Origin of the sequence: Spirosoma pollinicola, assembly GCF_002831565.1 — a bacterium.
Classification (GTDB): Bacteria; Bacteroidota; Bacteroidia; order Cytophagales; family Spirosomataceae; genus Spirosoma; species Spirosoma pollinicola.
In genome coordinates, this window is record NZ_CP025096.1 from 8,342,630 (window position 1) to 8,367,153 (window position 24,524).

Annotated in this window: 23 protein-coding genes and 2 pseudogenes; 11 read left to right on the plus strand and 14 right to left on the minus strand. The window is 49.5% G+C overall.

Annotation, left to right across the window (positions count from 1 at the left end; translation table 11 throughout):
- Positions 1–408: 408 nt before the first annotated feature.
- Both CWM47_RS35425 and CWM47_RS35430 read right to left on the minus strand, forming a co-directional pair.
- Complete coding sequence (locus CWM47_RS35425; RefSeq protein ID WP_100993212.1) at positions 409–1,500, minus strand: NAD(P)/FAD-dependent oxidoreductase; 1,092 nt, start codon at positions 1,498–1,500, stop codon at positions 409–411.
- Between the two features lie 379 nt (positions 1,501–1,879).
- Complete coding sequence (locus CWM47_RS35430; protein WP_100993213.1) at positions 1,880–2,923, minus strand: sodium:calcium antiporter; 1,044 nt, start codon at positions 2,921–2,923, stop codon at positions 1,880–1,882.
- 332 nt (positions 2,924–3,255) lie between these two features.
- Between CWM47_RS35430 and CWM47_RS35435 the strand changes: the two genes are divergently transcribed.
- From CWM47_RS35435 to CWM47_RS35450, 4 genes are all read left to right on the plus strand, one after another.
- Positions 3,256–3,654, plus strand: coding sequence for a hypothetical protein (locus tag CWM47_RS35435; protein ID WP_100993214.1), 399 nt, complete (start codon positions 3,256–3,258; stop codon positions 3,652–3,654).
- Positions 3,655–3,889: 235 nt separating this feature from the next.
- Complete coding sequence (locus tag CWM47_RS35440; RefSeq protein ID WP_100993215.1) at positions 3,890–4,861, plus strand: alpha/beta hydrolase; 972 nt, start codon at positions 3,890–3,892, stop codon at positions 4,859–4,861.
- Positions 4,862–5,139: 278 nt separating this feature from the next.
- A complete protein-coding gene (locus CWM47_RS35445) occupies positions 5,140–5,949 on the plus strand; it encodes a helix-turn-helix domain-containing protein (protein ID WP_206170573.1) in 810 nt (269 codons plus the stop codon).
- A gap of 77 nt (positions 5,950–6,026) precedes the next feature.
- A complete protein-coding gene (locus CWM47_RS35450) occupies positions 6,027–7,202 on the plus strand; it encodes an FAD-dependent oxidoreductase (protein ID WP_100993217.1) in 1,176 nt (391 codons plus the stop codon).
- Positions 7,203–7,404: 202 nt separating this feature from the next.
- Here the strand turns inward: CWM47_RS35450 and trpA are convergent, their stop codons facing one another.
- Positions 7,405–8,193: a tryptophan synthase subunit alpha gene (gene trpA / locus CWM47_RS35455; protein WP_100993218.1), complete on the minus strand. Its 789-nt coding sequence runs from the start codon at positions 8,191–8,193 to the stop codon at positions 7,405–7,407.
- Positions 8,190–9,383, minus strand: coding sequence for a tryptophan synthase subunit beta (gene trpB, locus CWM47_RS35460; RefSeq protein ID WP_100993219.1), 1,194 nt, complete (start codon positions 9,381–9,383; stop codon positions 8,190–8,192). Before trpB ends, trpA begins: the two co-directional genes overlap by 4 nt.
- A 417-nt stretch (positions 9,384–9,800) precedes the next feature.
- Here trpB and CWM47_RS35465 point away from each other — a divergent pair, with 417 nt between their 5' ends.
- On the plus strand, positions 9,801–10,178 hold the full coding sequence (locus CWM47_RS35465) for a VOC family protein (protein WP_100993220.1): 378 nt from the start codon (positions 9,801–9,803) through the stop codon (positions 10,176–10,178).
- On the plus strand, positions 10,171–11,019 hold the full coding sequence (locus CWM47_RS35470; protein WP_100993221.1) for a helix-hairpin-helix domain-containing protein: 849 nt from the start codon (positions 10,171–10,173) through the stop codon (positions 11,017–11,019). Before CWM47_RS35465 ends, CWM47_RS35470 begins: the two co-directional genes overlap by 8 nt.
- A gap of 309 nt (positions 11,020–11,328) precedes the next feature.
- On the opposite strand, the gene CWM47_RS35475 is transcribed toward CWM47_RS35470, so the two are convergent.
- Positions 11,329–11,796 carry an RES family NAD+ phosphorylase gene (locus CWM47_RS35475; RefSeq protein ID WP_100993222.1) on the minus strand — a complete coding sequence of 156 codons (468 nt, stop codon included), beginning with the start codon at positions 11,794–11,796 and terminating at the stop codon, positions 11,329–11,331.
- Positions 11,796–12,356: an antitoxin Xre-like helix-turn-helix domain-containing protein gene (locus CWM47_RS35480; protein WP_100994177.1), complete on the minus strand. Its 561-nt coding sequence runs from the start codon at positions 12,354–12,356 to the stop codon at positions 11,796–11,798. The genes CWM47_RS35475 and CWM47_RS35480 overlap by 1 nt, the downstream gene beginning before the upstream one ends.
- Before the next feature lie 222 nt (positions 12,357–12,578).
- On the opposite strand from CWM47_RS35480, the gene CWM47_RS35485 reads away from it, so the two are divergent.
- The 3 genes from CWM47_RS35485 to CWM47_RS35495 all read left to right on the plus strand — a co-directional run bounded on the left by CWM47_RS35485 (position 12,579) and on the right by CWM47_RS35495 (position 14,868).
- Complete coding sequence (locus CWM47_RS35485) at positions 12,579–12,947, plus strand: Fic family protein (RefSeq protein WP_206170574.1); 369 nt, start codon at positions 12,579–12,581, stop codon at positions 12,945–12,947.
- Between the two features lie 160 nt (positions 12,948–13,107).
- Entirely contained in the window at positions 13,108–14,109 is a 1,002-nt protein-coding gene (locus CWM47_RS35490) for a phosphotransferase enzyme family protein (protein WP_157816167.1), read from the plus strand.
- A gap of 369 nt (positions 14,110–14,478) precedes the next feature.
- Entirely contained in the window at positions 14,479–14,868 is a 390-nt protein-coding gene (locus tag CWM47_RS35495; protein WP_100993224.1) for a hypothetical protein, read from the plus strand.
- Positions 14,869–15,090: 222 nt separating this feature from the next.
- Here CWM47_RS35495 and CWM47_RS35500 read toward each other — a convergent pair whose 3' ends face one another.
- The 3 genes from CWM47_RS35500 to CWM47_RS35515 form a co-directional block, all read right to left on the minus strand.
- Complete coding sequence (locus tag CWM47_RS35500; RefSeq protein ID WP_100993225.1) at positions 15,091–17,328, minus strand: TonB-dependent receptor family protein; 2,238 nt, start codon at positions 17,326–17,328, stop codon at positions 15,091–15,093.
- Positions 17,329–17,558: 230 nt separating this feature from the next.
- Entirely contained in the window at positions 17,559–18,107 is a 549-nt protein-coding gene (locus CWM47_RS35510; protein WP_100993227.1) for a hypothetical protein, read from the minus strand.
- 290 nt (positions 18,108–18,397) lie between these two features.
- Positions 18,398–19,099, minus strand: coding sequence for a porin family protein (locus CWM47_RS35515; protein WP_100993228.1), 702 nt, complete (start codon positions 19,097–19,099; stop codon positions 18,398–18,400).
- A gap of 316 nt (positions 19,100–19,415) precedes the next feature.
- Between CWM47_RS35515 and CWM47_RS35520 the strand changes: the two genes are divergently transcribed.
- Entirely contained in the window at positions 19,416–19,865 is a 450-nt protein-coding gene (locus CWM47_RS35520; RefSeq protein ID WP_100993229.1) for a DinB family protein, read from the plus strand.
- Positions 19,866–19,960: 95 nt separating this feature from the next.
- Here the strand turns inward: CWM47_RS35520 and CWM47_RS35525 are convergent, their stop codons facing one another.
- The 4 genes and pseudogenes from CWM47_RS35525 to CWM47_RS35540 all read right to left on the minus strand — a co-directional run.
- Positions 19,961–21,469: an ArnT family glycosyltransferase gene (locus tag CWM47_RS35525; protein ID WP_100993230.1), complete on the minus strand. Its 1,509-nt coding sequence runs from the start codon at positions 21,467–21,469 to the stop codon at positions 19,961–19,963.
- 257 nt (positions 21,470–21,726) lie between these two features.
- A complete protein-coding gene (locus tag CWM47_RS35530) occupies positions 21,727–22,425 on the minus strand; it encodes a hypothetical protein (RefSeq protein WP_157816168.1) in 699 nt (232 codons plus the stop codon).
- 109 nt (positions 22,426–22,534) lie between these two features.
- The gene (locus CWM47_RS35535; protein WP_100993232.1) at positions 22,535–22,825 is read right to left on the minus strand and encodes a hypothetical protein; all 291 of its coding nucleotides are present in this window, start codon (positions 22,823–22,825) and stop codon (positions 22,535–22,537) included.
- A gap of 18 nt (positions 22,826–22,843) precedes the next feature.
- Positions 22,844–23,080: pseudogene (locus CWM47_RS35540) on the minus strand (integrase core domain-containing protein); the annotation flags it as partial.
- A 52-nt stretch (positions 23,081–23,132) separates the two neighbouring features.
- On the opposite strand from CWM47_RS35540, the pseudogene CWM47_RS35545 reads away from it, so the two are divergent.
- Positions 23,133–23,402 (plus strand): annotated as a pseudogene (locus CWM47_RS35545) (ISLre2-like element ISRsl1 family transposase); the annotation flags it as partial.
- Here the strand turns inward: CWM47_RS35545 and CWM47_RS35550 are convergent.
- Positions 23,322–24,518, minus strand: coding sequence for a site-specific integrase (locus tag CWM47_RS35550; protein ID WP_100993233.1), 1,197 nt, complete (start codon positions 24,516–24,518; stop codon positions 23,322–23,324). The pseudogene CWM47_RS35545 and the gene CWM47_RS35550 overlap by 81 nt on opposite strands.
- Positions 24,519–24,524: the final 6 nt, after the last annotated feature.

Here is a 24,524-nt window from a genome sequence, read left to right on the forward strand (position 1 = left end):
CATTCGTAATAAACGTTTCGTTCATGGGGTTTGTTAAACCGGCGCTAAACACTTTATTAGTTATAGGCTGGTTCAGGTCAAGTCTTTTGCCAGTACCCATCATTTGAACGATTTATTGGGGGCGCGGCGTCCGACGAACGAAATAAATCGTTGATAGTCGAACCATTCGCCAAATCAACTGCTTGGCTTGGCAGTTGGTTGTAATCTGAATAGACATAAACAATTCTCAAATAAGGCTCCTTTATTAGCCAAATGAGACCTTGTTTACCCAGTATTATTGGAAGGGCTTACTGGCTGATATTCTGCGGCCACCAAGTAGCAACGAGTAATCAATTGGCGGGTTCGCGATGATTAGCCTGACTTACTAGATCTTATCCCTACTTGGCATCCTTCTTACCTATTTGGTAGTCACCTCAAGTAAGGAAATCTGGTGGGACGATAAGAATCCAGCAAAGCTTCCTCCTGATCGCTAAGTAACTCGCTGGCTATCAGTCGGCCAACCACGGCTGCCAACGTTACACCGGCATGCATCACGGCCACATAGAGTCCGTCGATACTGCTTATTCGACCGATGATCGGGAGTCCGTCCGCAGGAATGGGCCGGTTCCCTACCCTAACAGTCGTTAGGGTCAGTGGACCTACATGATGCCACTGGCCTTTTATGTTGTCCAGGCTTCGGCGGGCTATCGCCTGGGGGTTATTCTCGATGGAATCATCCAGGAACTCTTCAGCACACAGCGTCAGCGTAGGAGAAGCCGCTCGTAGTTCCAGTGAGGGAGAAGAAACGATCCGGTTTACAAACGGATGGGCAGTCCGAAACGCCACCAGTATAGCGGGCGAGTTAGCCAGGGGCAAGTGGACTGCCAGTGGCTGGCATAAGGTGGTTGCCTCCACTCCGGTGGCTAAGACAACCAAGTCAGCACGTATCACACCATGAGCCGTAAGCACCCCCGTAAGGCGGGAACCGCTCACCAGCAAGGAGACGACCTCATTCCCCAATTGACAGCTGACACCCGCTTGGCGAGCGGCAGTGATCAAGCCCGGTAGGGTTAAGTTAGGATCTATTGCCCCTTCCTTTGCAGCCCATATGGCCCGGGAAGGCACCTTTTTTAGATTGGGCTCCAGCCGTTGTATATGTAGCTGATCGATTACGCGCACCGTATAACCAGCCTCCATGAGTCTGCCCGCCAGTCGCTCAGTTTGATTGGGATCATCCCGCCAAGTCAACGCACCCGACCAATTCAGCTTGAGTTGTCCCTTCAATTCCTCATCCAGTCGGTGCCAGTCCGCTATGGCTTGTTGCCTCAGGGCGATGTAAGTCTGCGGTGACTCGGGGTTAACCGTAATCCAGCCGAATGAGTTAACCGTTGCCCCATCCGCTGGATTGGGCGCTTTATCCAGCAAAGTAACTTGTGCCTGACCTCGTTGTAACTGGTAAGCCAGGCTGGCCCCCACAATACCCGCCCCTACCACCACAATATGAAGCTGTTTGCTGATCATCTAGTTTTGCCTGTTTAGTGGTCAGTACCCGTCCCGTGTTATCAGAGTCGTGCTGGTCGAAGGAGCCAGCCAAACCAGTCAAGGCTGCTACAAACTTGGCGGCTTACCAGGACCAATTTATCAGTTTCATATCGAACAGAGGCTATTTATTTGTATAGCTTTACCGGAGTGTCTTACCATGGCGCTGTAGAGGAGAGGCAATTTTTATTCTTGCCAAATTTTACGTGTTACCACCATCACTTGGCAAGGGCTATATAGAGGCGACATGCTAAGCAACTCCTGCCTACAACCATTCTGAGCTTGAAAAATGCTTGCAGCAGCCTTTTGTTAATGATTACCGGACTAAGAAGCCCCTATTACTTAATCTCAGATAATGCTCTCAATTAGCGATAAAAAACAGACCAATCATCCCCGCTGCGTACACCACTAACACCACAATCGAGTCCAGGCCCATCCGAGCTAGCTGATAGGTCGGCCGAAATACAAAGCCCATCAAATAGACGACCGTCAGTAACATGGCTAAGCCCGTCAAGTAAATATCCGCTTTATGCGCCGTGGGTAAAACAGCCTTGCCCGAAATGAGCACCGCTAAGGGAAACAGCACTGGCAGAAAAGCATTTCCCCCAAAGATATCGCTTACCGCCAGTGAATAGGCTTTTAGTTTGACCGACGCCAGACCCGTGGCCACTTCAGGCAGCGAAGTAGCCGCTGCCAGCACCGTAGCTCCGAAGACGACCCCACTCATGCCGATCCTGCCGGCAATGGCTTGCCCACTCTCTTCCAGGGCAAAACCACCCGCCAGTGTGGCCAGCGAGGCTAAGGTAAAAATTACCAGGCTACGGGCCGTCGTTGGGAGCGAAGCACCCGCCGACAGGCTTTGTTGATTGGGTTTAGCTGGCTGGGTACCTTTCAGTTGCCAGGGTAAGCCCGTGCGCGCTTTGCCAATCAGGTAAACGCCACTAATCCAGACCAGTAGCAGCAGACATCCTGCTGGCGTCACTCGGGCCAGGATCAGTTGCGGAGGTAGCTGATGGCCCATAATCACGATGGTAAGCATCGCCATCACCAGTAGCCCTTCGAGTACGGGTGTCAATGAGGTCTGCCGGGAGGTCAGGGTATGTTCTTTACCCACTCCGATCGCATCCAGAATCACGAGTACAACCGTCTGCAGGGCGACACCGCCCAGAATATTGCCAATAGCCAGTTCCAACTGGTTACTCATGGCTGCGCTGATGGTAATAGCAATCTCGGGCAGGTTGGTCACCACTGCCAGCACGATGATACCCCCCAGTGCTTGGCCCAGGTTAAATCGTCGGGATAACGTATCCGTTGTGTCAGAGAGTCGGATACCGGCGAACCAGACAATAGCCGCGGCAACCACGAAGATGATCGATAGTGTTAAGGAGGAGAGGGAGTCAAGCATGTGGTGTAAACACATTTGGGGGCTAACCGGACGCCATCATCGTTAATTTATACAGGGTCTATAGCATCGCTCCAATGCCGCCGTTAATAAGGACAGTGCTATAGTGTCAATGATTGCTTCCTGCATTAGGGCATGGGGACACTAACTAGCTGGAGGAAAAGGCTGCGTTGTTGATTCGTTTACCTGCCCAGGAGAGCAAACGCCTTCTCATGAATTGCTCTTTTTTCTTTCAGCTATTCGGCCAATATTAGCGGGTAGAAGCGGATGGCTGTTCTGATTAACAGCAGAGGGCAAGTCAACAGGAGCCCAACAGGTTAATTAATCCATCGATCATGGGATATCGTAACAAAACAAAATCGGTTGGGTTGGGCCTGGTGGCCGGGCTGTTTGCCTATGCGCTAGTTGGTAAACTGGGGTTATATCTCCTCCTCATTAGCTGGAGGGACTACGCGACTCACAGTATCGATAAATCGTATACACTGCCGATGCTCTTTGCCAGGTTACTGGTTGGTCTACTAGCGGCTACGGCGGCCAGCATTTCAGCGACCAAACTGGCCAGCGATTCCGGGAAAAGTGCCTGGGTGGTTAGTCCCCTGGTCTTTATAGTTGCAAGTTACGTTCACTTGCTGACAGCGGTTTGGAGAGAGTACCCAGGTTGGTATCATTGGGCCTATTTACTACCCATCCTACCGGTTATTGGGCTAAGTCACTCCCTCTTGTGTAAGCGGTAGCCTTTAATCCAGGCCGTCAGTCAGCCTTCGGGCTTTGCCATCTCAAAATACGCTCCCACCTGAGACGAAGCAACCTTCATGTATCTGCTCCTCATACCGAGCTTTTTAAGCCAGTTTACTGGCCAGACTTAAGCCAAGAATAGTATCCTGTGAAGGCTGTCCTGCAAAAAAAGAAAAAAGCCTATGCAACGAGTTGGTCTTCCAGCGCATCCTGAAGGAAAACCGAACTAATTTAATGAAATACGTCTGTCAATTTTTAAGAAAGAATCATGGTGTATTTATCGCTATCTTAGGGCTCCTGGCTCAACGAGTACTCGCTCAGCCACCTGACTATGCTAGTAGGGCAATTCAATCATCGAAATCGTGGGTGGATCTCGATTATGTAGGTGATGGCATCATCGGCCATAAATTGGATATCCATTTACCCCTGAGCGGCAAAGCGCCTTTCCCCGTCATTATTTGCATTTATGGCAGTGCCTGGCTCGCCAATAATGCCAAAGGTGCTATCTTTACGGATGGATTAGGACAACGATTATTGAAAGAAGGGTTTGCCGTGGTCGCCATTAACCACCGGTCGAGTGGCGATACGCTGTTTCCCGCCCAGCTTCACGATGTAAAAGCAGCTATCCGATTTGTTCGCGCCAATGCCGCTACGTTTTCGGTAACCGACCAGTTTATCGGACTGACGGGCTATTCCTCCGGCGGTCATCTGGCTTCGCTGGCGGGCACAACCAATCATGTCAAAACAAAAACCATCGACGGTATTGAGGTCGATTTGGAAGGTCATTTAGGTCCGTTTACCCCTGTCAGCAGTCATGTAAATGCGGTCGTGGATTGGTTTGGTCCGACTAATTTTTTACTAATGGATTCCTGCGACCCCCGGATGCATCATAATGACCCCCGATCGCCCGAATCATTACTCATCGGGGGAGGCATAACCCAGCATACATCAAGGGTTGAACTGGCCAATCCCATCACTTATGTTAGCAAAGCGAGCCCGCCCTTTTTACTAATTCATGGGGATAAGGACCCTCTAGTTCCCTTTTGCCAAAGTGAGGAGTTGGCCAACAAGTTGAAGCAGGAAGGGGTGAAAAGCGACTTGATCCAGGTGTCGGGGGGTAGGCATGGCCCAGGCGTACTGAGTGAGTCTTACTACACGAAGATGGTTTCATTCTTCACTACTGAATGGAAGCAGGTAAAGAACTAAACTGAATGTCTAAACGGTGAGCAGCACTCAGCCTGACAACGTGTAATCTCAGAAAATGCTCCTCAAAGTGAGACGAAATAGTGTTTGTGTGCCTACTACCCCAAACGGGGCAATTAAAGAGATGATCATTATGGCAATTAAATTCATCGAATAAATACGAGCCAAGAAGGAATAATCCTTATCTGCTTACCATGTAAGCTGATGGAGGTTAGCTTTGTGATCGAAATACGATGGCTCCCAAAAACAACCATATCCCGGTTATCAAGCTACCTACTGGCATGGGCCAAGGAATTATCATTGCCAGAGGGGTATTCAATGGGGCACCCGATTCTAAGGAAGTAGGGCGAGCGCACCGGGATAGTGGACATTCCTTTTTCTTACAGGAAAAAGGCCTTACTCAGATCGAAGTTGACTTTCAACTCTATCAGGTAGTAGCACCCGCTCTTCTGTACATGCATCCTAATCAAGTGCATCGGTTGGTCGAGTTTAAAGAAGCTACCATCAGCAGTTGGATCATCACCAACGAAAATCTCCTACCAGACTATCTGAAACTATTAGAAGAACTCACCCCAGTCGATCCGCTGCCGCTGCAAACAGACGCACTCACCCTTCTTTCACAAACCGCTTCGCTTTGCCTCCAACTAGCTGAACGAAAGCAGGAGAAACTGCATTACCAGCTCCTGAAAGAAAGCTGCAATCTATTAGTCGCCTTAGTGGCTTCGCAGTATCTGGCCCAGGCTAAACCAACCCACAACTTCACCCGGTTTGACGGGATTACCAAAGCGTTCAAATCCGAACTGGAACGTGAATTTACCACCATTAAAAGTCCAGCCAGCTACGCCGAACGCCTAAACTTATCGACGCCGTATTTGAATGAATGTGTCAAAACAGCGACGGGTCAGTCGGTTTCGTATCACATCCAGCAACGGATCGTCTTAGAAGCCAAGCGCCTGCTTCATCATTCAGATCAATCGGTCAAGGAGATAGCTGCCGCTCTGGGCTATGAGGATTACTCGTATTTTGTCCGGCTGTTTCGTAAAGTGGCGGGTATGAGCCCCCTGGCGTTTCGGAGCAAAAACCTCGATTAGTCCTATACTTACCACGTATCGATATTGCCTGCGCGTTCACTAGCCTGTTCCTTTGTAGCCAATAAACAGCTCGACTAATGAACACACAGGAAGGCGTAAATTTATTAGAAAACAAACGGATAGCTATCGTTGGAGGTGGCCCTGGTGGCCTAACTCTGGCCCGTCTATTACAACTCAAAGGAGCGGATGTGACCGTCTATGAGCGGGATTATAGCCCAAGCACACGGGTGCAAGGGGCCACCCTTGACCTGCATTATGAATCGGGCCTAAAAGCCCTGGACAATGCGGGATTGCTGGACGCTTTTAAGCACGCCTACCGGCCAGGGGCCGACAAAGGGCGGGTGGTCGATACGCAGGCGAACATCCTCTATGACGATCACGGCAAGGACGAGTGCAACGATTTTGACAACGAATCGTTTCGGCCCGAAATCGACCGTGGCGATTTGCGGAGTCTATTATTAGCGTCTCTTCAGGCTGACACCGTCGTTTGGGACAGTCAGCTCGTCCAGATCTCACCAAGGCTTGATGCCTGGCAACTAACGTTTAAAAATGGTACCACCGTTGTCGCCGATCTTGTCGTTGGCGCCGATGGTGCTCATTCCAAAGTCCGTCCGTTACTGACGTCGATCCAGCCTTTTTATGCGGGTACGACCATTGTGCAGGGAAATATAGCCGATGCGGCCACGGCAGCACCAACCATTCATCAACTACTCCAAGGCGGCAAACTCTATACACATACGACGGGGAAATTTTTACATGTATCCGCTAAAGGGGATGGTAGTATTGATTTTTACGTGAGTTGTCGAGTCGATGAAGACTGGCTACAAACCAATGGGATTGATTTTGCTGATCAGCAGCAGTTGCGGGCCTGGTTAAAGCAAGAATTTAGCGGATGGGCCCCAGTTTGGTTTGAGCTGTTTGAGTCAGTAAGCCTGCCCCTTTTGATTCGCCCGCAATATTGCGTGCCCTTCGACCAAAGCTGGGCCTCTCAGCCAAGCATTACTCTATTAGGTGATGCGGCTCATCTAATGCCGCCTTCTGGTGAAGGCGTTAATTTGGCCATGCTGGATGCATTGGAGCTAAGCGAGTGTCTGACGAGTGAGCAGTTTGCCACTACCCAATTGGCCCTAGCCGCTTATGAGAAACCGATGCTAGAACGAGGAACTGAAGAAGCCAAAGTTTCGATGGAGGGGGTGGAGTGGATGCATACCGAATCGGCCAATGATAAGCTGGTAGCGTTGTTTAACGAATAATTTGGGGAAAGCACAAATCAGGGCTTATCTCATAAATGGCTCATTTAAGAGACGAAGGACCATGCATGTATAGGTTTATCAAATGATTGGGGTTGGGTCAGACGCCAACGCGGCCATTTGTGAGATCTTAAAGTAAAACGATTCAGCGAAAAGTCATCAAGAAGACTAGCCAACAGAAGGTAGGCGTCCCAAACCCGGACACTTACTCAATGGAGGTTAACTCCGCACTAAACTGAGTTATTAATTCCTGATCGATGCCGTTCTGCAAGAGTCGAATAAAGGCGGAACCAATAATAGCACCCTGACTGTAGCGATGAACCAATTCGACGTCTGCTCGCTGGCTGATATTGATCCCAACGGCAGTGGGCGTTTGGAGGCCTAGCTCCGCTAACCGCGCCAGATACGATTCGCTCTCAGCCAAACGCTTAGTGCCGCCAGTGGTCGAATTGGATGACATCACATACAGAAAGCCACAGCCTTCCTTATCAATTTCCCACAACCGCTTCTGACTCGTACCCGGGCCAATCATAAAAACAGGGGCTAGATTATACTGTTCATAATAAGGTTTATAGTGCTGCTGGTAATCTGATAAGGGCAGCTCCGGCAATAAAACACCCGCAATGCCCACCTGCTCACAGCGTTGACAGAACCGCTCAAAGCCATATTGGTACACCGGATTCAACGCCCCAAAAAACACCAAAGGCAAGCAGACCGAGGGACCCATTGAGGCTAATTGGTCGAATAACACATCCAGGCTCATGCCATTGGCTAAGGCTACCTGATGGCTACGTTGAACGATAGGCCCATCCAAGAGCGAGTCCGAAAAGGGCAGGCCGATCTCCACAAAATCGATGCCGCTGGCTTGCAGGTGAGTCAATAAGGGAACCGTATCGTCCAGCTGGGGATACCCGGCCGTGATATAGAGGCTCACTAAGGGGCGGGGTTGCGTAAAGAGTTGGACTAAGCGATTGGTTGACAAAAGCGGGTTCATGGCTTTGATTGAGAAGCTTGATAGTTAAAATACGTGGTTAAGTCTTTATCCCCTCGACCCGACAGGCAGACCACCACCAGTTGTTCGGGCTGCAACGAAAGTTGCTCTAAGGCGGCCAGGGCATGCGCCGATTCTAAGGCGGGAATAAGGCCTTCTAAGCGGGTTACCGATAAAGCGGCTTCCAAAGCCTGCTGGTCGGTAACGGCTTTAAACTCGACGCGGCCCTGCTGGTGTAAATGAGCCAGTTGAGGACCGATACCCGGATAATCTAAGCCGGCCGAAACCGAATGGGCTTCCACCACCTGGCCCTGAGTCGTTTGCATGAACAAGGTTTTGGTCCCGTGCAAGATGCCCGGCCGACCCAGAAACGTAGCCGCCGCCGACTGACCCGAGTCAAGGCCCTGCCCGGCGGCTTCGGCCGCAATTAACTGCACCAAGGGTTGATCCAGAAAGTGATAAAAGCTGCCGATGGCATTACTGCCCCCGCCCACGCAAGCGACCACATAATCGGGGAAGGTTTGGTGGGTTAACGCCGGAAGCTGCCAACTGATTTCCTGGCTAATCACCGACTGGAACTGGGCCACCATATCCGGATAGGGATGGGGACCGAACACCGATCCCAGCACATAGTAAGTCTCCTCAGGGTCATTAATCCAGGCTCGAAAGGCCTCATTGACGGCCTCTTTTAAGGTCCGGCTCCCCGATTGAGCGGCCCGCACGGTGGCCCCCAGTAAGCGCATCCGCTCTACGTTGGTCGACTGTCGGAGCATATCTACTTCGCCCATGTAAATGACGCAGGGCAAATCGAGTAAGGCACAAATGGTGGCCGTGGCGACCCCATGGGAGCCCGCCCCGGTTTCGGCAATGATTCGTTTTTTGCCCAGCTGTTTGGCCAGTAGAATTTGGCCCAGCGTGTTATTGATTTTGTGCGAGCCGGTATGGCATAGGTCCTCGCGTTTGAGAAAGATTCGGGCGTTATAGCGTTTGGATAATCGGTGGGCTTCGTACAAGGGGGTGGGTCGGCCCACGTACTGCTCCAAGAGGGTCTGAAAGGTTTGTTTAAAGCCAGCCGAACTTAAGATGGCTCGATAGTGGGCTTGAAGTTCCTCGATATTGGGGTAGAGGACTTCGGGAACATACGTGCCGCCAAAGGGGCCATAAAAGCCATCGGCGTTAACCTGATACGTCATAAAAGGAGATTGATTAGAGTTTGGGGCAATAAAAAAGGCTCCCTGTGAACAGAGAGCCCAATGCCGTGGAAATGATCCGGGATTAGAAGGCACGCCAAGCTGGTTCACAGTATCGGGTTGTGAAAGAGCGCCACCAGCTAGCCGTAAAGCGGATCAAGGAATTCATGAGGCAAAGATAAATGATTTTGCGTTAAAAATTCAAATGTGGTCTTTTTAAGTGCGGCTAAGAGGGGAGTGCCGCTAAACTATCTAAATCGTCACGTCATAAGCCCTGTAGCTTGTATCAAAAAAGATGTTGTAGTCATTCGCTATAAAGTCGCAGAAAACGCTTGTCTCATAATTCACTTTAGCAATTTCCGCACATTTCCGCTTTCACCTTTCCCCTACTTTTAAACAAACTATCAACGCGTTCAATTTATGAAATCCATCTCGCCAAACATCTTCGTCAATGACTTACAAGCAACCATCACCTTTTACACCAAACTTGGCTTTACAATAACGGATGAAGTGACTGCTGCCGAAGGCGAAAAGGTATTTGCCATGATGACGAACGGAAGTGTCACGTTCATGTTTCAGAGCTTTGCCAGCATTGAAGGCCAGCACCCGATGGTGAATCGTGCCGACGGAGGGTCGCTTTTGTTGTACATCACTGTGGATAACATCCGTCAGTATTATGCCTATATCAACGAACGCGTAACCGTGCTCACCGGTCTGGAGAAAACGTTTTACGGGGCTACTGAATTTTCGCTCTGCGACAACAATAATTACCGGCTAACTTTTGCCGAACATGACTAAAGAGGAGCTCAATCCACTGAAAGTAACACCCGCAGAAGTGAAAAAGCTGCGCGCGCTGAAAATCAAAAAGAGTGAAATGCACCTGCACAACATAGAGGTATTGCAGACGTTGCTTGTTACCTCAAAAATCAGGGCGATGGAGCTGTTTGCGTTATCTGAGTTTCAAAGTCTTCCCTCAGTCGGCATACGCTTCGCGCATGACCTGATCTGGATGGGCTATTATTCCCTACACGAGCTGAAAGGAAAGGACCCCGCAAAGCTCACTGATCAATACGAATTGGAAAAAGGGGTATGGACCGATCCCTGTGTTGAAGATCAGTTTCGGCTGGTCGTACATTTTGCCAACCACCCAAACAGTAAACTCAATTGGTGGGACTTCACCCCCGAGCGCAAAGCCTTCCGCGAAAAAAACGGCTATCCTTCCACGCGGCCAAAGAAGCCTTGGTTTGAGTTAGCTCAATACCAAACGGGCAACCAAATAGCGGCCACGCAGGAGGCCACCCAAAAAGACCTGCATAAAAAACTGAAACTCGCCTTGGCCTACATGACCAAATATCCACAAGAAAAAATCACCATCGCTCAACTGGCTGATTTAGCCCACCTCTCCCCCTATCATTTCATCCGCCTCTTCCGCAGTGCCTATGAACTGACACCCCTGCAATACCTCACGCGACTACGACTAAAGAAAGCATCTTTACTACTAAAAAAATCAGATGCCACCGTAGCCAACATCGTTCCCCAATGTGGCTTTGAGAACGAGAGCGCTTTTATTCGCTTATTCAGAAAAGAATTCAGACTGACACCAATAGCGTACCGTAAGCAGTTTGGGCAGAAGAAGTAATCTTGCATTCAACTCTGCGCACTTTTGTTCTCCTTTGAAGATTCTTTCTGATCAAATTGCATATAATATCGCAAAAAAGACTTTTTTCAAGATAGGGGCTAAGACGATTTATTTCTCAGAAAAACGCTCCAATGCGAGACGAAAACTTTGTAGTTTAAGCAGAAGCGGCCCGATGCATTAATCGCTACATCAATGAAAGATTTATCGGCAGCCGGTACGCCGGAGCGGGCCGTACATATGCTTGTTTGGTTATGCCCTTCTAAATGCTTCTCGCTCATCTCAGGGATGAATGATCAGTAAGCCTTACCCCTACCGTTTCCAAAGTCGGCGTTCGAGCCGTAGGTTCACCTGGCCAATGATCTGTATATCCCCAAACTGAGCGTGATTAGGGTGTAGCAGGTAATTGTAGGAGATTGGCAACACGGCCGAGGGAACGGCCAACCCTAACTCAGTGGGCTTTTCCAGCCACTCGGCAAAAAACGTTTGTGTGACGGCTAACGCCTGGGGTTGGTCCCAGCCCGGTGGCAGGGCTTGGGGGTTGATCCAGCGCAAGGCATTCTCGGGTAGGCGCAGTGTAAACAGGCGCAGGGCGGGTAGGGCCTCATAGGCTACCTCGGGTAGGTGGACCATAATTTCCAGCAGGGTTAAAGCGGGTGAGGAGCCCGTATACAGGATTCCCTGCTCTCTGGGGTTCCAACGGCCGGGGGCTTTCTCCGCTCCCACTACTGTCAGGGGGTCATGCCAATGCGGTTCTTTCAGAATTCTGTAGACATCCATCAGCTAAATACTCCGTATTCGATGCGGGTAAAAACATCATCCACCAGCCCAATACCCGTCGCCGTATTGAGCAACGACAGGGGCGTAGGATACGCTACGGACTCGGAGCTGGTCCGCTCGGCGGTAAACTCCGCTTCCCGTTGGTTAGCGGCCGCAATCAGGTCGTAGGGGCCGGTAGTCTGACTGATTTCGTTCAGTGGCCTGGCCGCTATTGATTGAAGGAGGGGATCAAAGCCTGTTTCTGGGGTGGCCAGTTCCGCCAGTGGGGTCTTCAGCCATCTGGTTAAGGTTTTTTTATGCTGGTCAAACACTGCTAATCCGTGTTCAAACAAGGCTTTGAGCCGGAATAAATGTTCTGAAATCAGTACCGAGAAATCGCCAGTTGTTGTTTTGTACAAGGCCCGTTCGGTTAACCCGATCAGGGTCGCCATTTCTTTTTTGGTGAGTCCGCTCAGGTCGGCTACCTCATCAACTAACGCCCGAGAGGCTTTGCGCTGGGCCTGAGGAATGATAGCCTGTCCCTGGCGGGACCTGGCCGACTGGATTCGAGTATGTACCATGGGGGTGATATTAAACTGAACATTTTCCCTAATATATAACATTAGTTCAGTTATAACGCACAGGAACGAACAAGAGTTTGACTACGGCATCAAATCATGCAGTAAAAATGCAAGAGATCGAGTCACGTGATTGTGGTTTTCGAACCAGCCCAACTAAACATAAGTCGACTTCTGCTACAAGCCGTATGCGACTAACAGGATTGGGAGGGCTGGCTACTGTATATGCTGGGTGGGGTAGTACAAACGGCCCGACAAACCATTGTGCTGGTAGAGGCTATTCGAGAGCGGATGCTGCACTACAAGCACACGCTGCGGCAGCGGTTGCCCAAACTCTACAGTCAGGACTTGCTCAACAACTTGTTTCAGCATCCTTACACCAAGATTGATTTTCTGATGGCAGACTTGCACGTGACGCGCCTGACGGCCACTCGCTATCTGGACTTACTGAGCGAGCAGGGCTTTTTGCATAAACAGAAGATTGGGCTTAGTAATTACTACATCAATCAAGCGTTGATGAAACTATTGGTGGATGTAGGCTATAGCCTACCGGTTGGGCCTATTCCCTTGATTCAGACAACGTCTCAAAGCTAGCAAGGGTATAATGATACGTAGCCTGGCAGAAGGAAACTGAAGGCTGCCCAATCCATATGCTTCAGAAATGGGGCATTCAGAGAGACGGATAATTAAGGTCAGAGAAGGGAATTATAACAGCAGACCCGCATTCCTAGACACAAACATATATCTTGCAACTATGAGCGCTACCTTCCCCGCTACTTATTCGACTCTCAGTTCCACCGCCCTAGCTACTTTATTAGCCAAAACCTATGAACTAGAAAATGTGCGATGTGCCTTCCTAGTTCGGGGAGTGGGCGACACCTATTTGGTTGAATCAGCACAGGATCAATTCATCCTACGGATTTACCGATCTTCCCATCGAAGTCTAGCACACATCCAAGCCGAAGTGGCGTTGCTGCTCGCACTCAAGCAGGCTGGCGTATCGGTGTCTTATCCTATCGTTGATCGTACAGGAGGGACCATTCAGACCATTACCGCCATCGAGGGACAACGACAGGCCGTCCTTTTTAGCTATGCTCCTGGCCAGCCAGCCAGTATATTGACACCCGATCAGCTCCGCTCATTGGGCCGGGAAATGGCGCGCTTTCACCGGGTTTCATCGACGCTCACACTGCCCGGAGAGCGGTGGGTTTTTGATCTGGACACGACCCTTTTTCAACCTCTTGAACGCTTGCAAGCCACCTTTAGCGCTGACCAGGAAAGCTACGCCTGGTTGCAAAACCAAGCCAACTACCTAAGTGAAAAGTTGTCACACATCAATACTACTGGTTTCCTGACCGGCTATTGCCATTTTGACTTCTTACCCAAGAACGTTCATTTTGACGGAGACTCAGTGACCTTATTTGACTTTGATTTTATGGGCTACGGTTGGTTGGTCAATGATATTATGTCGTTTTGGCAACATCTGGCCTTGGGGGTATACGCCGGTCGGATGAGCCAGCAAGCTTGTAATGAGGCCTATGCTATTTTTCTGGAGGGTTACGGTGAATTCAGTTCGATTAGTGACCAGGAACTGGCCCTAGTCCCTTATTTATCGCTGGGCTTTTGGCTGTTTTATATGAGCTTCCATAGGACTCATGACCAATTTTACGGCTTTAGCCAGCCCTCACACCGAAACGTGTATATTAGCTTTTTGCGGCATCTAGTAGCCACGCATTGGGACAAATTAATTGATTAAGCAGGAGTTGTTTGTAGCGGGCTAAGTCAGGCTCGACTTGACATAGCCTGTCTCCTTTAAACTGATTTTTTAGCCACTTATTCTCATTAAATGCTCCTCAGCCTGAGACAACAATCTAATTAGTGCAACTAAAAATTTCACGATCCGCCGTTGCGCCAGGCCGCTGGAGCGGTTTGAATCGGAGCGCCGAAGCGACCGCCCCCGCGGCCCGGCATAATTCCTCCCATTAGGAAGTCCCCCCTGATTGATAGGCAGACTCGGTATTGAGGGTAAGTTGCGCCGGACGCCATGACAGCGGTAGTAGTTCATGCTAGTCTCAATTGTGATGTTTGAAAGCTTATTTTTGCTAGTCCCAATGATCAACCCCTAATGCGATACGTCTATCTTTTCCTGCTGGCTAGCCTCCTTTTTTGCGCCTGCAAAAAAAAACAGCTGCCTCAAAACCTAGTCTCTCAGATCAAAGACGTAGCGATCTATAAACCAAGTCCGGATTCACTTTTGATCTATCTGGTGTTAGCCGACACCGCGAATAAGCCTGTTGCGGCCACGGGCTCGTATCTGTTCATGTTGGCTGATTCTACCCGTGTTCCACCTCCTGTTTATTCCGACAGAGGGTACGTCAAACGACTGATTTCGTCCCCTCGTACCCAGGAATGCCCAAAAATGGAGAAAAGACACTGGCGGCCCAAATTGGCCGTTTCTCGGCCCAAGATTTACGAACCTGGGCGGCTGACCACGGTCTACAGGAACGATCATTAAGGGGAAAACTTGACCTTAGAGTCTCATTTTTACCAGCATTGGGTAATCCCACAATTGACACGGTGTTTCTCTATAAGCGGGTAAAGGTTGATCTCAAGTAAAGGAATTACCTCTAAACCGAAAACCAACAAGCCAACCCTAAATGAGTTGGCTTGTTGGTTTATTTTAGGAACGTAACTCATCTCAGCTAGTCTGCCCAAATGTGACTGACTCTACTTTCCATTAGAGAGTAAGCCCAACGGTGAGTTGAGCACTCCGACCATCCGATGGCCAAACCCCAGGACCTGGATAGAATGTAGGGCGCTTAGTGAAATACTGCTGATTGAACAGATTATTGATGCTACCACGAAGGGTGAGCAGCCGTTTGATGCGCCAGGTGCCATTCAGATCCACCAGGCTATAGGCAGGTACCGGACCGACCGCCCCATTGGCTGAAGGAACAGCGGTATTCAATGCATCGGAAAACGTTTGGGCTACATAGCTGTACTGGAGGGTCAAACTAGCCCCTCCGTAACGAGCTGTCAGACCATTACGAGACGTCCAACGTGGAGCCGACTCCACCTGATTACCCGTCACGTTCCGGTTTTCCGTTCCGGCCGAAACGCGACCAGCGATATAACGAGCGTTGTTAAAGGCTGTTGAGGTAAACCCACTGATTAGCAGTTTTTCGGAACGAAATAGCTGGGTTTCCAGCAACGCTTCAACCCCCGTGCTCCGGCTATCGCCGATATTGGTCCGAAGAACGTAATTCACCCCATCGCCATCCGGGTTGGTCAGTAGTACTGTGCCCAATCGATTGCGATACAGCAGATCAAAGAGGGTCACATTTACATGGATGCCCTGCCAGCGCCCTTCCAGGCCAATCTCAGCATTGTAGCCATAGGCATCTTTCAAATTGTTGTCGACCCGTTCATACACCGAGGCTGGAATAATATCTTTAAACACAACAGGACGATACGCTTGCGCCCAGCCGCCGTAGAGTTTCACCTCATTCGATAGTTTGTACTGGCCATTGATACCCAACAACGCAAAATGGTGGCTGATATCCCGAGGCAGGTTGGCATTATCATAATAGGAGATCGTACCCCGCATCTCGGTCGTACCACGTTCAACCCGAATACCCGGCGACACCGTCAGACGATCGGTTAGATAGAAGTGATTTTCGGCAAAAGCTGCGAAGTTCTTTGTCCGATAATGCAGGTCCCGTTTGAAGGGAGCCGTCAGGCTCAAATCGAACTCACTACCCGTTGTGCCCACGCCAAGTTGCCGACGGTGCAGATCAGTGCTCATGAGTTGAACACCAGCCGCTAAAGCACCATTAATACCACCCAGCTTGTATTGATGCAACAATCTAGCTTCCGTCGTATAGCTGTTGAAGTTGTCAATATCGACTTGACGATTTCGGTACTGACCCGTTACCCGGCTGATCGTATCAGGAACGGTCGCAAACGCATCCAACTGAACACTGTTGCGAGCACCCAACACGGCTGAATTTGTCCACAGTACACTAGTCCGATCAGAGATTTTCCAGTTCAATTTTACCGATGGGATATAAATGTCCGGGTTGAAATAGTTTCGGCTACGGGTCGATTGGCGCGAATCTTGGGCAAACATCGCATCGGTGAGTGGACCAGGAATGTGATAAGTGTACGTCGAACGACCCAGTTCTGCCGTTAGGCTCACCCATTTCGAGGCCTGAAACTGCAACGAACCAAACTGAGCCTGTGAATCTGAGTTACTATTCTGGCGATAGCCATCCGAATGCCGCCGGTAATAGTAAGCGTAGTAGGTCCATTTGCCAATCCGTCCACCAATCGCATTGTAGGTGCTCCGCAGCCCATATGACCCCACCGAGTTAATTGTCTCAAAGGCGAAACGGCGTGTTGTATCCGCTTTTTTGGTGATATAATTTAGCATTCCTCCAAATTGTGCACCATACTGAAGCGAGCCCATACCCCGCACAAATTCAATACGCTCCATGCTTTCCATGGGGGGCGAATAGTGACTGGCCGGGTATCCATACATATCGGAGTTGGTGATGACCCCGTTCAGGCGAATGTTATTTTCCCAGGATCGGTGCGGATCTAGTCCACGGGTAGACACATTGATCTGATTACCTGTTCCGTCCATGTCGTAGACAAATACGCCGGGAATGCGGGCAAAAATCTGCCGGGGATTTTTCTCGGCAATGTTTGCATCAATTTCGGAGAGCCGAATGACTTCACTGCGCTTGCCCCCCATCAGGTAGGTCCCATGTATTTCGGGCAACGTTTCAACGACAATAGCGCGAGCCCCTTTCACCGTAACAGGACTGAGGGTATGGGAGCGTAAGGAGTCGTCAGTGGCTTTGGTTTGACCGATAGCGTCGGATACGGGTTGAAGGAGAGCAATAGCGCCCAATAGTCCCACGACGAGCCGTCTGGGGATGTTCGTATATAGGTGTAAACTGTGTTTTTTCATGAATGTAAGAAATGCTTGATATTGGTTGATTTGGCCAAAGCTGGTTTCCCGTTAGGGCGAATAGCAGCACAGATGGCCTCTTTACCAACGGATTACCTTGGTCAGAATGATTCCTACTGGAAAAGAAAGAGGCATGCGGTATCGAAGGTAGCGGTGAGCTACGCCAATGGATACGACAAGGCAATACGCTTGGGCCCCGGTCTGAGCTAATTTGTTACCAGAAAAATGGCTTAGGCTTCGGGCGGTGGCGAATGAACCGGATAGGGCCGCGAAGATAGACTGGGCTGTCCGGTTGGTAAGTGGCTGGTTTCGTGTTGTCCCAGTGTCAGAAAACAAAAATTAGCTCGTGGAGTCAGCGAGTATTCCGTCAAAAGAAGTTTGAGGAACTTATTGGCTTTCCTTTGAGAGTCAGCCATTCCCTCAATATGGTGGTTGAGAAAGGCCAGCAAATCAGCCTGACCAAACGTCTTTTGCTTGCGCTTAATCTCTAATCCAGCGATGAAAAGCGTATCGTTACGAATTTCCAGGCTTACGACATCGTAGAAATGGCCTTGATGACTAAATCCTTCTTCTGTATTTCGAGCGATGGCATAGGCCTCATCAGACTTATTCTTGAGTGGGACCTGAAATTCAATCAGACTATCCGTTGCCCGATACACGATCAGCCGCTCCGATAAATCCTGTTCTGCCTGCCACCAACTAGTAACACACGCCAGCATATACGCCAGCGTATGATAAAATAGTAGGGCAAATAGACTAAAAGGAACCGCTTTTTTCATGTAATACGAGCACTAGTGCTAATCGCAGCCCAAAAATAATACCAGAAGATCTGTTTTTGATAGATCTAAATAAAATAGCTTTCCAAGCCTGGGCCAGAACAAAAATGTGTAGTGGTTTACCAGCTTGATTATAAAATTCTTCGGGTGAGCTGTGGAAGCTACGAATAGATCGAGTTGGTCGGTACACCAGGGCGGAACCTGTGGATTATTAGATTGCTATCATGAAATTGAACATTCTCACAAAATGCTCATTTGACGAAGATACTCTGTGAATACTTGACCATCGGTGACTAGAGCCGGTGAGCAACAGACAAGGCCACCAGCCGGTTTTTGTAGCTACCCGCGTAAAAAGGAATGTAAGCGAGGGGGCTAGGGCCAATGTCGCGCAGACCCGCTTCATAGCTCAAGCCCAGCGTCGCTCGACCCAGCTCAAGACCCACCCCAGCCCCCAGCCCCACGTCCAGCCGCTGTAACCCCCGCTCCCCGAAGGTGGGCTCTTGCCAGGTGCTATACTCAATCATGTCCCCGTAGATAATGTCGCCGGTTAGCTGGGTTTTGCCCCCTAAACCGTACGCTACGTAAGGCCCCGCGTGGAGCACTAGTTTGGTCGTCGATCCCAGCGGCAGCGTATAGCCCAAATACAGGGGCAGCTGAGCATACCACTGCTGACTAACCAGACGGGTCTGCCGACCGGGTAGCACAAAATTATCGCCAAAGCCCAGCGACGAAGTGCCGCTCATCGTCATGCCCTTGCTGGTCAGACTGAGGCCCGATTGCAGAAACAGATTGGCTTTCAGAAAGTAGCTTAGGGTGGCCCCCAGATGAAGCCCGAACTTGGCGCGACCAGGAGGAATGGCTGGGTCAGCCAGCTGGAGAGCGGACAGATTAAGCCCGACCTGGAGGCCGATCTGCCAGGATTTGGTCTGGGCGAATAGGCTTAGGTGGCTCACCAAGAGCAAACTAGTCAACAATAAGCGGTAGGGGTTTCTCATAACGATTGTAGGGGCTTTACCTTAATTCATGGGGATGACCGCAAAGTAAGGCCAAGGGTTGGCAAGAGAGGTTATTTTTGTTTTTTTTCCTGGGTATGGGGCCGCCTTCTAGCTGGGAGCGTCCTATATGATGGCTGGCGAGAGTTCAGCACGAAACGGTATATAATTGTTAGTGTAATTAATCTCAAAATATGCTGATATAATACCACGTATACACGACCAAACCGTTCTAAGTAGCTAACTACTACGTTTCTCTTTTAAGTAGTGAAAGACGGCTAACTTTGCCTGGGTAGTCCTCCTTATCTTATTCCGAACGATGCAGAAAGCCGTACTCTTAGATATGTTAGCCCAAAACCGAACAACTTGTTCGTTTGCGTTCGATCAAATTACCGTCGAGAACCTCCCTCTTCGACTCAATGACGAAACGGCTTCGATCGGGTTCATTTATCGGCATGTGGGCGAGATGATGAATTTGTTTGGCTTGTTCTTTGGTCTGCCCGTTGAGATTCAAAATACGACCATGGGCGAACTCGATAAGGGCCAAGGGCAGGATATCAAACCTAGTCAAGAGTTAATAGCCGCTGGCTATGCGATGTTTGAGGCTTATGTCGAGACGACCCCTGATGAAGCCTGGCATGATACCATCGAGACGCCTTTCTTCGGTACGGTTTCCCGAGCGCGTTTATTTAGTCATGTGCTGTTTCACACCGCGCATCATGCTGGCCAGCTTTCGTTAACCTTGAGCCGAGCAAAGAAGGGGTTATAGTCATCAACTAGTAGGGCTGGGGGGCTGGGCAGCAAATAAAAATCAGTGTTTCCTAAAATCCTCATTTTAGATTACTCATCTCAATGAACTGATTATTACCAATGTTCTTCTGCAATCTCTCTGGCGAGCCGACTAGTAATATTCACTTTCGCATCCTGAAACACAAAAACGGTGGTTCCCCGCTCCCGGGCATATGGACTTCTGATCGAATCCTCGATATAGCCAGCCCTAAATAAAGCACCTGTCTCTTCAAGCTCATCCCCAATTGCCTGAGCTTCTTTAACCCGGATGAGATGCCTATACGTTTTGGTGAGATCAAACCAGTCTAAATAATCCGCGTTAAAAGCAACAGCGTTGATGTTCTGACTGGTGTAATAATTAATCGCGCCAGCCTGCCCGTAATTATCACAAAGGACCAACGTATGCGCCGGATCGGCAAGATGGCAATACGCGGTATCCACTTTTGCGGCTAATTCCTGCCAGCCTAGCATATCCGCAAAATCCTGGGGTACTGGATGGTCTTGGCCATCTTCCCAGCGCAAGAGGCCCCACGGCTTATACCGCTCGGGATGATCGGCAATTTCCTGAGGGGATCTGTTGGGAAACGCTACCTGATACACAGGAATAAAACAAAGCATGGGAAGAGCTAGTAACGCAGCCCGCCCCCACGTTGATTGGATGTTAACCGTCAAGTAAACGGCGCCAAAGGCTATGTAAACAGGGTAAATACCAATGGCGTAGTAATCTTTGGCTCTCAGCAAGATGAATGTCGCTAGCGTAAAAACGAAGGCATAACCGAAAGCGCGGTAGTCTTTGAAAGGCGTATAAACGAGAAGACTGTATAATCCGGCCGCTATGATCAGTAGGGAACCCATAAAGAACAAGAGCTGCTGCTTCAGAAAATGGAGCCGACTCACATGAATCAGCTGAGTTTGAGCGAGTAATTTCATATGATGAAACACCGGAAACCCATGTACGCATTGCCAGATCAAGTTGGGTAAAATCAGCAGCAAGCCAAGCAGTAACACCAGATAAAGCTGGCGATTCAGCAACAAAGCCCGTTGTGGCGTAAGGAGGATGGCGGGTAGCAAGCCAACGAGCAGAAAAACAATATTGTATTTATTGAGAAATCCGATGGCAACGGCAACCCAAAACCAGTACATCCACTTTTTGTCGTTGGACTGGATGTACTTAATCCAGACAAAATACAAGCTTGTCCAGCATAACACATCCAACGAATTGGGTTGAAGAAGCTGGTTCAATCGTAATAACCCGGAAAACAAAACCCCCGTGGCTGCCAGCACACAGGCAAACAAGTTACCTTTCAGGGCTTCGACTGTTTTCCATACCACCAGCAGGGTCAAGGCGCCAAAGAAGGCGGGGAAAAAGCGAATAATCAACGGTGCATTGCCAAGCCACTTACTGATTAAGGCAATCCAGGCGGTAACTGGCGGCACCGATACGTATCCCCAGTCCAGATGGTTAGCTTGGTCCAGATGCAAATATTCATCCCGCTGTAAATCATACTCAGGGCTCAAGAGAAGATATTGCAAAACGAACTTGGCCAGGATAAAGCCAATTAGGCAAAACACGTTCTTTGACATTGGGTGTAGTACAGGTTGAAATCGACGATTGGGGCCGACGTGAGATGACCACTAGGTTGATGCCCTATTACAGTAGATGGTTGCGTCCGATCAAAAAGAATCTTATCTGTTAGTTAAGGTTTACGGCTACGGCGTTTCGTAAAAAGCTCTTTTGGAGAACGCTGATTCTGGGGTTCGTAAATAGGGCGATTCGTAAAACGAATGCAATAGTCATCTAATGCCTAAGCCAGTAACAAAAGTAGATTCTTGATAACCCATCAAGTTAGAGTTAGTCGTTCCAGCGTCACAATAGTAACCGACTCAGGGCGCTTTTCGTAGCGCACTAACTCCAGCGAGATGGGATTGACCTGACCGTAGTCTGTGGAACGATGCTGCTCGATATAATCCACTAAGGCTTCGGGTTTAGCTAGTCGGGAAGTGCCATAGACGATCAGGCTGGCGTGAGCGTTGATCCGGGGCTGGTTCTGCTCAGGTCCCTGTAAAAGCTCATGATGAGCTAAAAGCTCGTGAAACTGCTCACGCAACGCCTGAAGTTGATCAGTGGCCGGAAAGCCTTGCAGGATAACGCCTACCCGGTTGGCCGATAAGCCAGCAAAGCGGATCGACAAGTCCAGCGCATTCGGTGTAAGCTGTCTCATCAGTTGACGGTAGATGTTGACCCACCGATCATCCGGGGTAATCGGTTCTCGAAAATACTCGATGGATCGAAGCGTAATGTGGAACGTCATCGGGTTATAGAACGTATGTCCCTCACCCGTATAGGCCCGTAACTGGGTCAGTAGGCCGTCTAAGGATTCCCCAAATGGGGCCGGTAAGCGCAAAATAGCACTCACCCCCCAACGTTTGCTGGTTGCATCGGGAACAGGATCACCATCAATATCATTGCGCAGCAAATCCGGCTTACCTATCGACCACATGTGGTCATAACCGCTTCGAATCGGGCTGTCTGGTCTCATAGCTAATGGTGGAAGAAAAAAATACCAATTGGGAAACTAATAGACCCCTTAGTTAGGGGCGTAAATAAGCAAGCGGTTGGCGGTTATTCAAGAAGAATAGATAGGGCTCTTAACATGGATTCAGTCGATTCGCCATCAACTTCATCTGCGCTAACGACTGCTCCGCTTCGGCTTTGGTGAGTTCCTCTAACTCGTAAATAAATAGAATAGGACCTAGCTCATCTTCCTGGTACTGCGCCTTCAAACCAATCCAGATCATCCACTCCGGCGCATGGATAATTGGGCAGACGCTCAAGGCCTGGCTCTGATCAATCAACGGATAGTAGTGGGCATATTGGGCCAATCGTCGCTGTAATACCGTATGGATTCCGGCCTGGACATCAGCGGGTTGGACTTGCAACAGTATAGTGGAGATTTTTTAGGCGGCCATTGAGGAAGTGTAAAAATAAGATTCCTGTTGACTGGGCGTGCGGTAATTCAATACTGAATGCTTCCGTCGGCGGTTGTACCATCCCTCGATATACTCGAAAGTAGCCAACCGAGCCGCTGCCCGCGTGGCAAAATAAGTATGATTGACCATCTCGCACTTGAGGGTCTTAAAAAAACTCTCAGCAACCGCATTATCCCAGCAATTTCCCTTGCGGCTCATACTTTGCGCCACCGGTAAGTCCTTTAGTTCATCCCTACTAGCTAGCTAGAAGAAGAGGAGCTTACGGGATTCAGTTTGTTCTTATCTGGAGTCCAATCGCGACCGGATGGACTATGCGGGTTATCAAAAGCGGGGTCTGTTAATCGGTTCGGGAGCCATTGAATCAGCCCACCGGACGGTGGTCCAAAAAAGGCTGAAGCGATCGGGCCAACGCTGGAGTGTGGCCGGTGCTCAACATGTGCTAAATCTACGCACTTGCTTTATGAGCGAACGCTGGGAGTTGGTTAGAAAACATATCGAACCCTTCAATTACGCAATGGCCGCGTAGCGACAATTTGAAATGCACCCTTTGCAACGGTATCTTGTCGCCAGCGTTTTGGGCGAACGAATGACGGGCAATATGCATGGTTAGCGTCTTTTCGATTCCGGCGGCAGGTGCTACATACTTCTTCAAACATTTATCGATAGCACTGGTCTTGAAGGCAATCGTACGTTCCGTAATGAACTTGTCGTCAAGGTTGACATCTTTAAGTTCAGGAAAGACCAAGTCATCCTTATTGCGCTGAAATGCCTTGTATTGCGCCGTGATCTGAAGTGCCTTGTCCGGCACCTTGAGCGAGCCGCCTTTATTGTTCTTGCCCATCTCGTAATGCAGCCGGTCGTTTTGGAAGTCGCTCCATCGCAGACGCAACACATCGCTGATCCGCACCCCGGCCAAGTAGTAAGAGAATAGCCAAAGGTTCCGTACATGGTGCGGCTGGCCTTCGAGAGAAACTGTTTCAAGACGTTCTAACTCATCTTGATTCAGGCCGACCTTGGACGAGTCAGGAAACTTGATCTTCATTTTTCCTTTGCCAAATGGATAAAACTTCTCGTCAACCGCACCTTCTTTAATAGCGTGACTAAAGACCGAGCGCATCATGACGATGTGGTTGATAGCCGATCGTTCTGAAAGATTGAGTTTCGTACGGATATGACCTTTGAACCGTTCCAGCACCGCAACGGTGATTTCCGGTAAGGCAATATCCTGTTTTATAAATTCTTTAAAGTGCTTGACGCGCGGCTTGTCAGCCGTGTACTGATTGTATTTGCCAGCCTCTTTCAGACGTTGCAGATACAGATCAGCCTGGGCAAAGAAAGTTGATCCTGTGGATGGTTTGATCCTTTGCCGAACGGCATGGGATGAGACATGTGATTTCTGCGTTTCGAGTTCTATGGCCTGTTTTTCTGCTTCCAGCTTTTTGGTTGACAAAAAGTTGTTAAGCCAGGTGCTGTTCGGATATGATTTTTTGACGCGCTGTTTATCGGCGTCCCAATCATCAGACTTTATACTGTAATCGAAATAGATATAAGAAGATTTACGATCTTTGGTAATGCGAATGGCAAGGGGAAAGGTACCATCCTTTTTCTTTTCCTTGCGAAGTACAATATTGATAGTTGCCATTTTGCC

Coding starts and splice junctions, on each gene's coding strand:
- CWM47_RS35450 (WP_100993217.1), top strand. CDS start 6,027: ATGAACACACAGGAAGGCGTAAATTTATTAGAAAACAAACGGATAGCT.
- CWM47_RS35430 (WP_100993213.1), bottom strand. CDS start 2,923: ATGCTTGACTCCCTCTCCTCCTTAACACTATCGATCATCTTCGTGGTT.
- CWM47_RS35525 (WP_100993230.1), bottom strand. CDS start 21,469: ATGTCAAAGAACGTGTTTTGCCTAATTGGCTTTATCCTGGCCAAGTTC.
- CWM47_RS35435 (WP_100993214.1), top strand. CDS start 3,256: ATGGGATATCGTAACAAAACAAAATCGGTTGGGTTGGGCCTGGTGGCC.
- CWM47_RS35530 (WP_157816168.1), bottom strand. CDS start 22,425: ATGAGACCAGACAGCCCGATTCGAAGCGGTTATGACCACATGTGGTCG.
- CWM47_RS35550 (WP_100993233.1), bottom strand. CDS start 24,518: ATGGCAACTATCAATATTGTACTTCGCAAGGAAAAGAAAAAGGATGGT.
- CWM47_RS35495 (WP_100993224.1), top strand. CDS start 14,479: ATGCGATACGTCTATCTTTTCCTGCTGGCTAGCCTCCTTTTTTGCGCC.
- CWM47_RS35425 (WP_100993212.1), bottom strand. CDS start 1,500: ATGATCAGCAAACAGCTTCATATTGTGGTGGTAGGGGCGGGTATTGTG.
- CWM47_RS35475 (WP_100993222.1), bottom strand. CDS start 11,796: ATGGATGTCTACAGAATTCTGAAAGAACCGCATTGGCATGACCCCCTG.
- CWM47_RS35485 (WP_206170574.1), top strand. CDS start 12,579: ATGCTGGGTGGGGTAGTACAAACGGCCCGACAAACCATTGTGCTGGTA.
- CWM47_RS35520 (WP_100993229.1), top strand. CDS start 19,416: ATGCAGAAAGCCGTACTCTTAGATATGTTAGCCCAAAACCGAACAACT.
- trpB (WP_100993219.1), bottom strand. CDS start 9,383: ATGACGTATCAGGTTAACGCCGATGGCTTTTATGGCCCCTTTGGCGGC.
- CWM47_RS35440 (WP_100993215.1), top strand. CDS start 3,890: ATGAAATACGTCTGTCAATTTTTAAGAAAGAATCATGGTGTATTTATC.
- CWM47_RS35510 (WP_100993227.1), bottom strand. CDS start 18,107: ATGAAAAAAGCGGTTCCTTTTAGTCTATTTGCCCTACTATTTTATCAT.
- CWM47_RS35480 (WP_100994177.1), bottom strand. CDS start 12,356: ATGGTACATACTCGAATCCAGTCGGCCAGGTCCCGCCAGGGACAGGCT.
- CWM47_RS35515 (WP_100993228.1), bottom strand. CDS start 19,099: ATGAGAAACCCCTACCGCTTATTGTTGACTAGTTTGCTCTTGGTGAGC.
- CWM47_RS35470 (WP_100993221.1), top strand. CDS start 10,171: ATGACTAAAGAGGAGCTCAATCCACTGAAAGTAACACCCGCAGAAGTG.
- CWM47_RS35490 (WP_157816167.1), top strand. CDS start 13,108: ATGAGCGCTACCTTCCCCGCTACTTATTCGACTCTCAGTTCCACCGCC.
- CWM47_RS35445 (WP_206170573.1), top strand. CDS start 5,140: ATGGGCCAAGGAATTATCATTGCCAGAGGGGTATTCAATGGGGCACCC.
- CWM47_RS35500 (WP_100993225.1), bottom strand. CDS start 17,328: ATGAAAAAACACAGTTTACACCTATATACGAACATCCCCAGACGGCTC.
- CWM47_RS35465 (WP_100993220.1), top strand. CDS start 9,801: ATGAAATCCATCTCGCCAAACATCTTCGTCAATGACTTACAAGCAACC.
- trpA (WP_100993218.1), bottom strand. CDS start 8,193: ATGAACCCGCTTTTGTCAACCAATCGCTTAGTCCAACTCTTTACGCAA.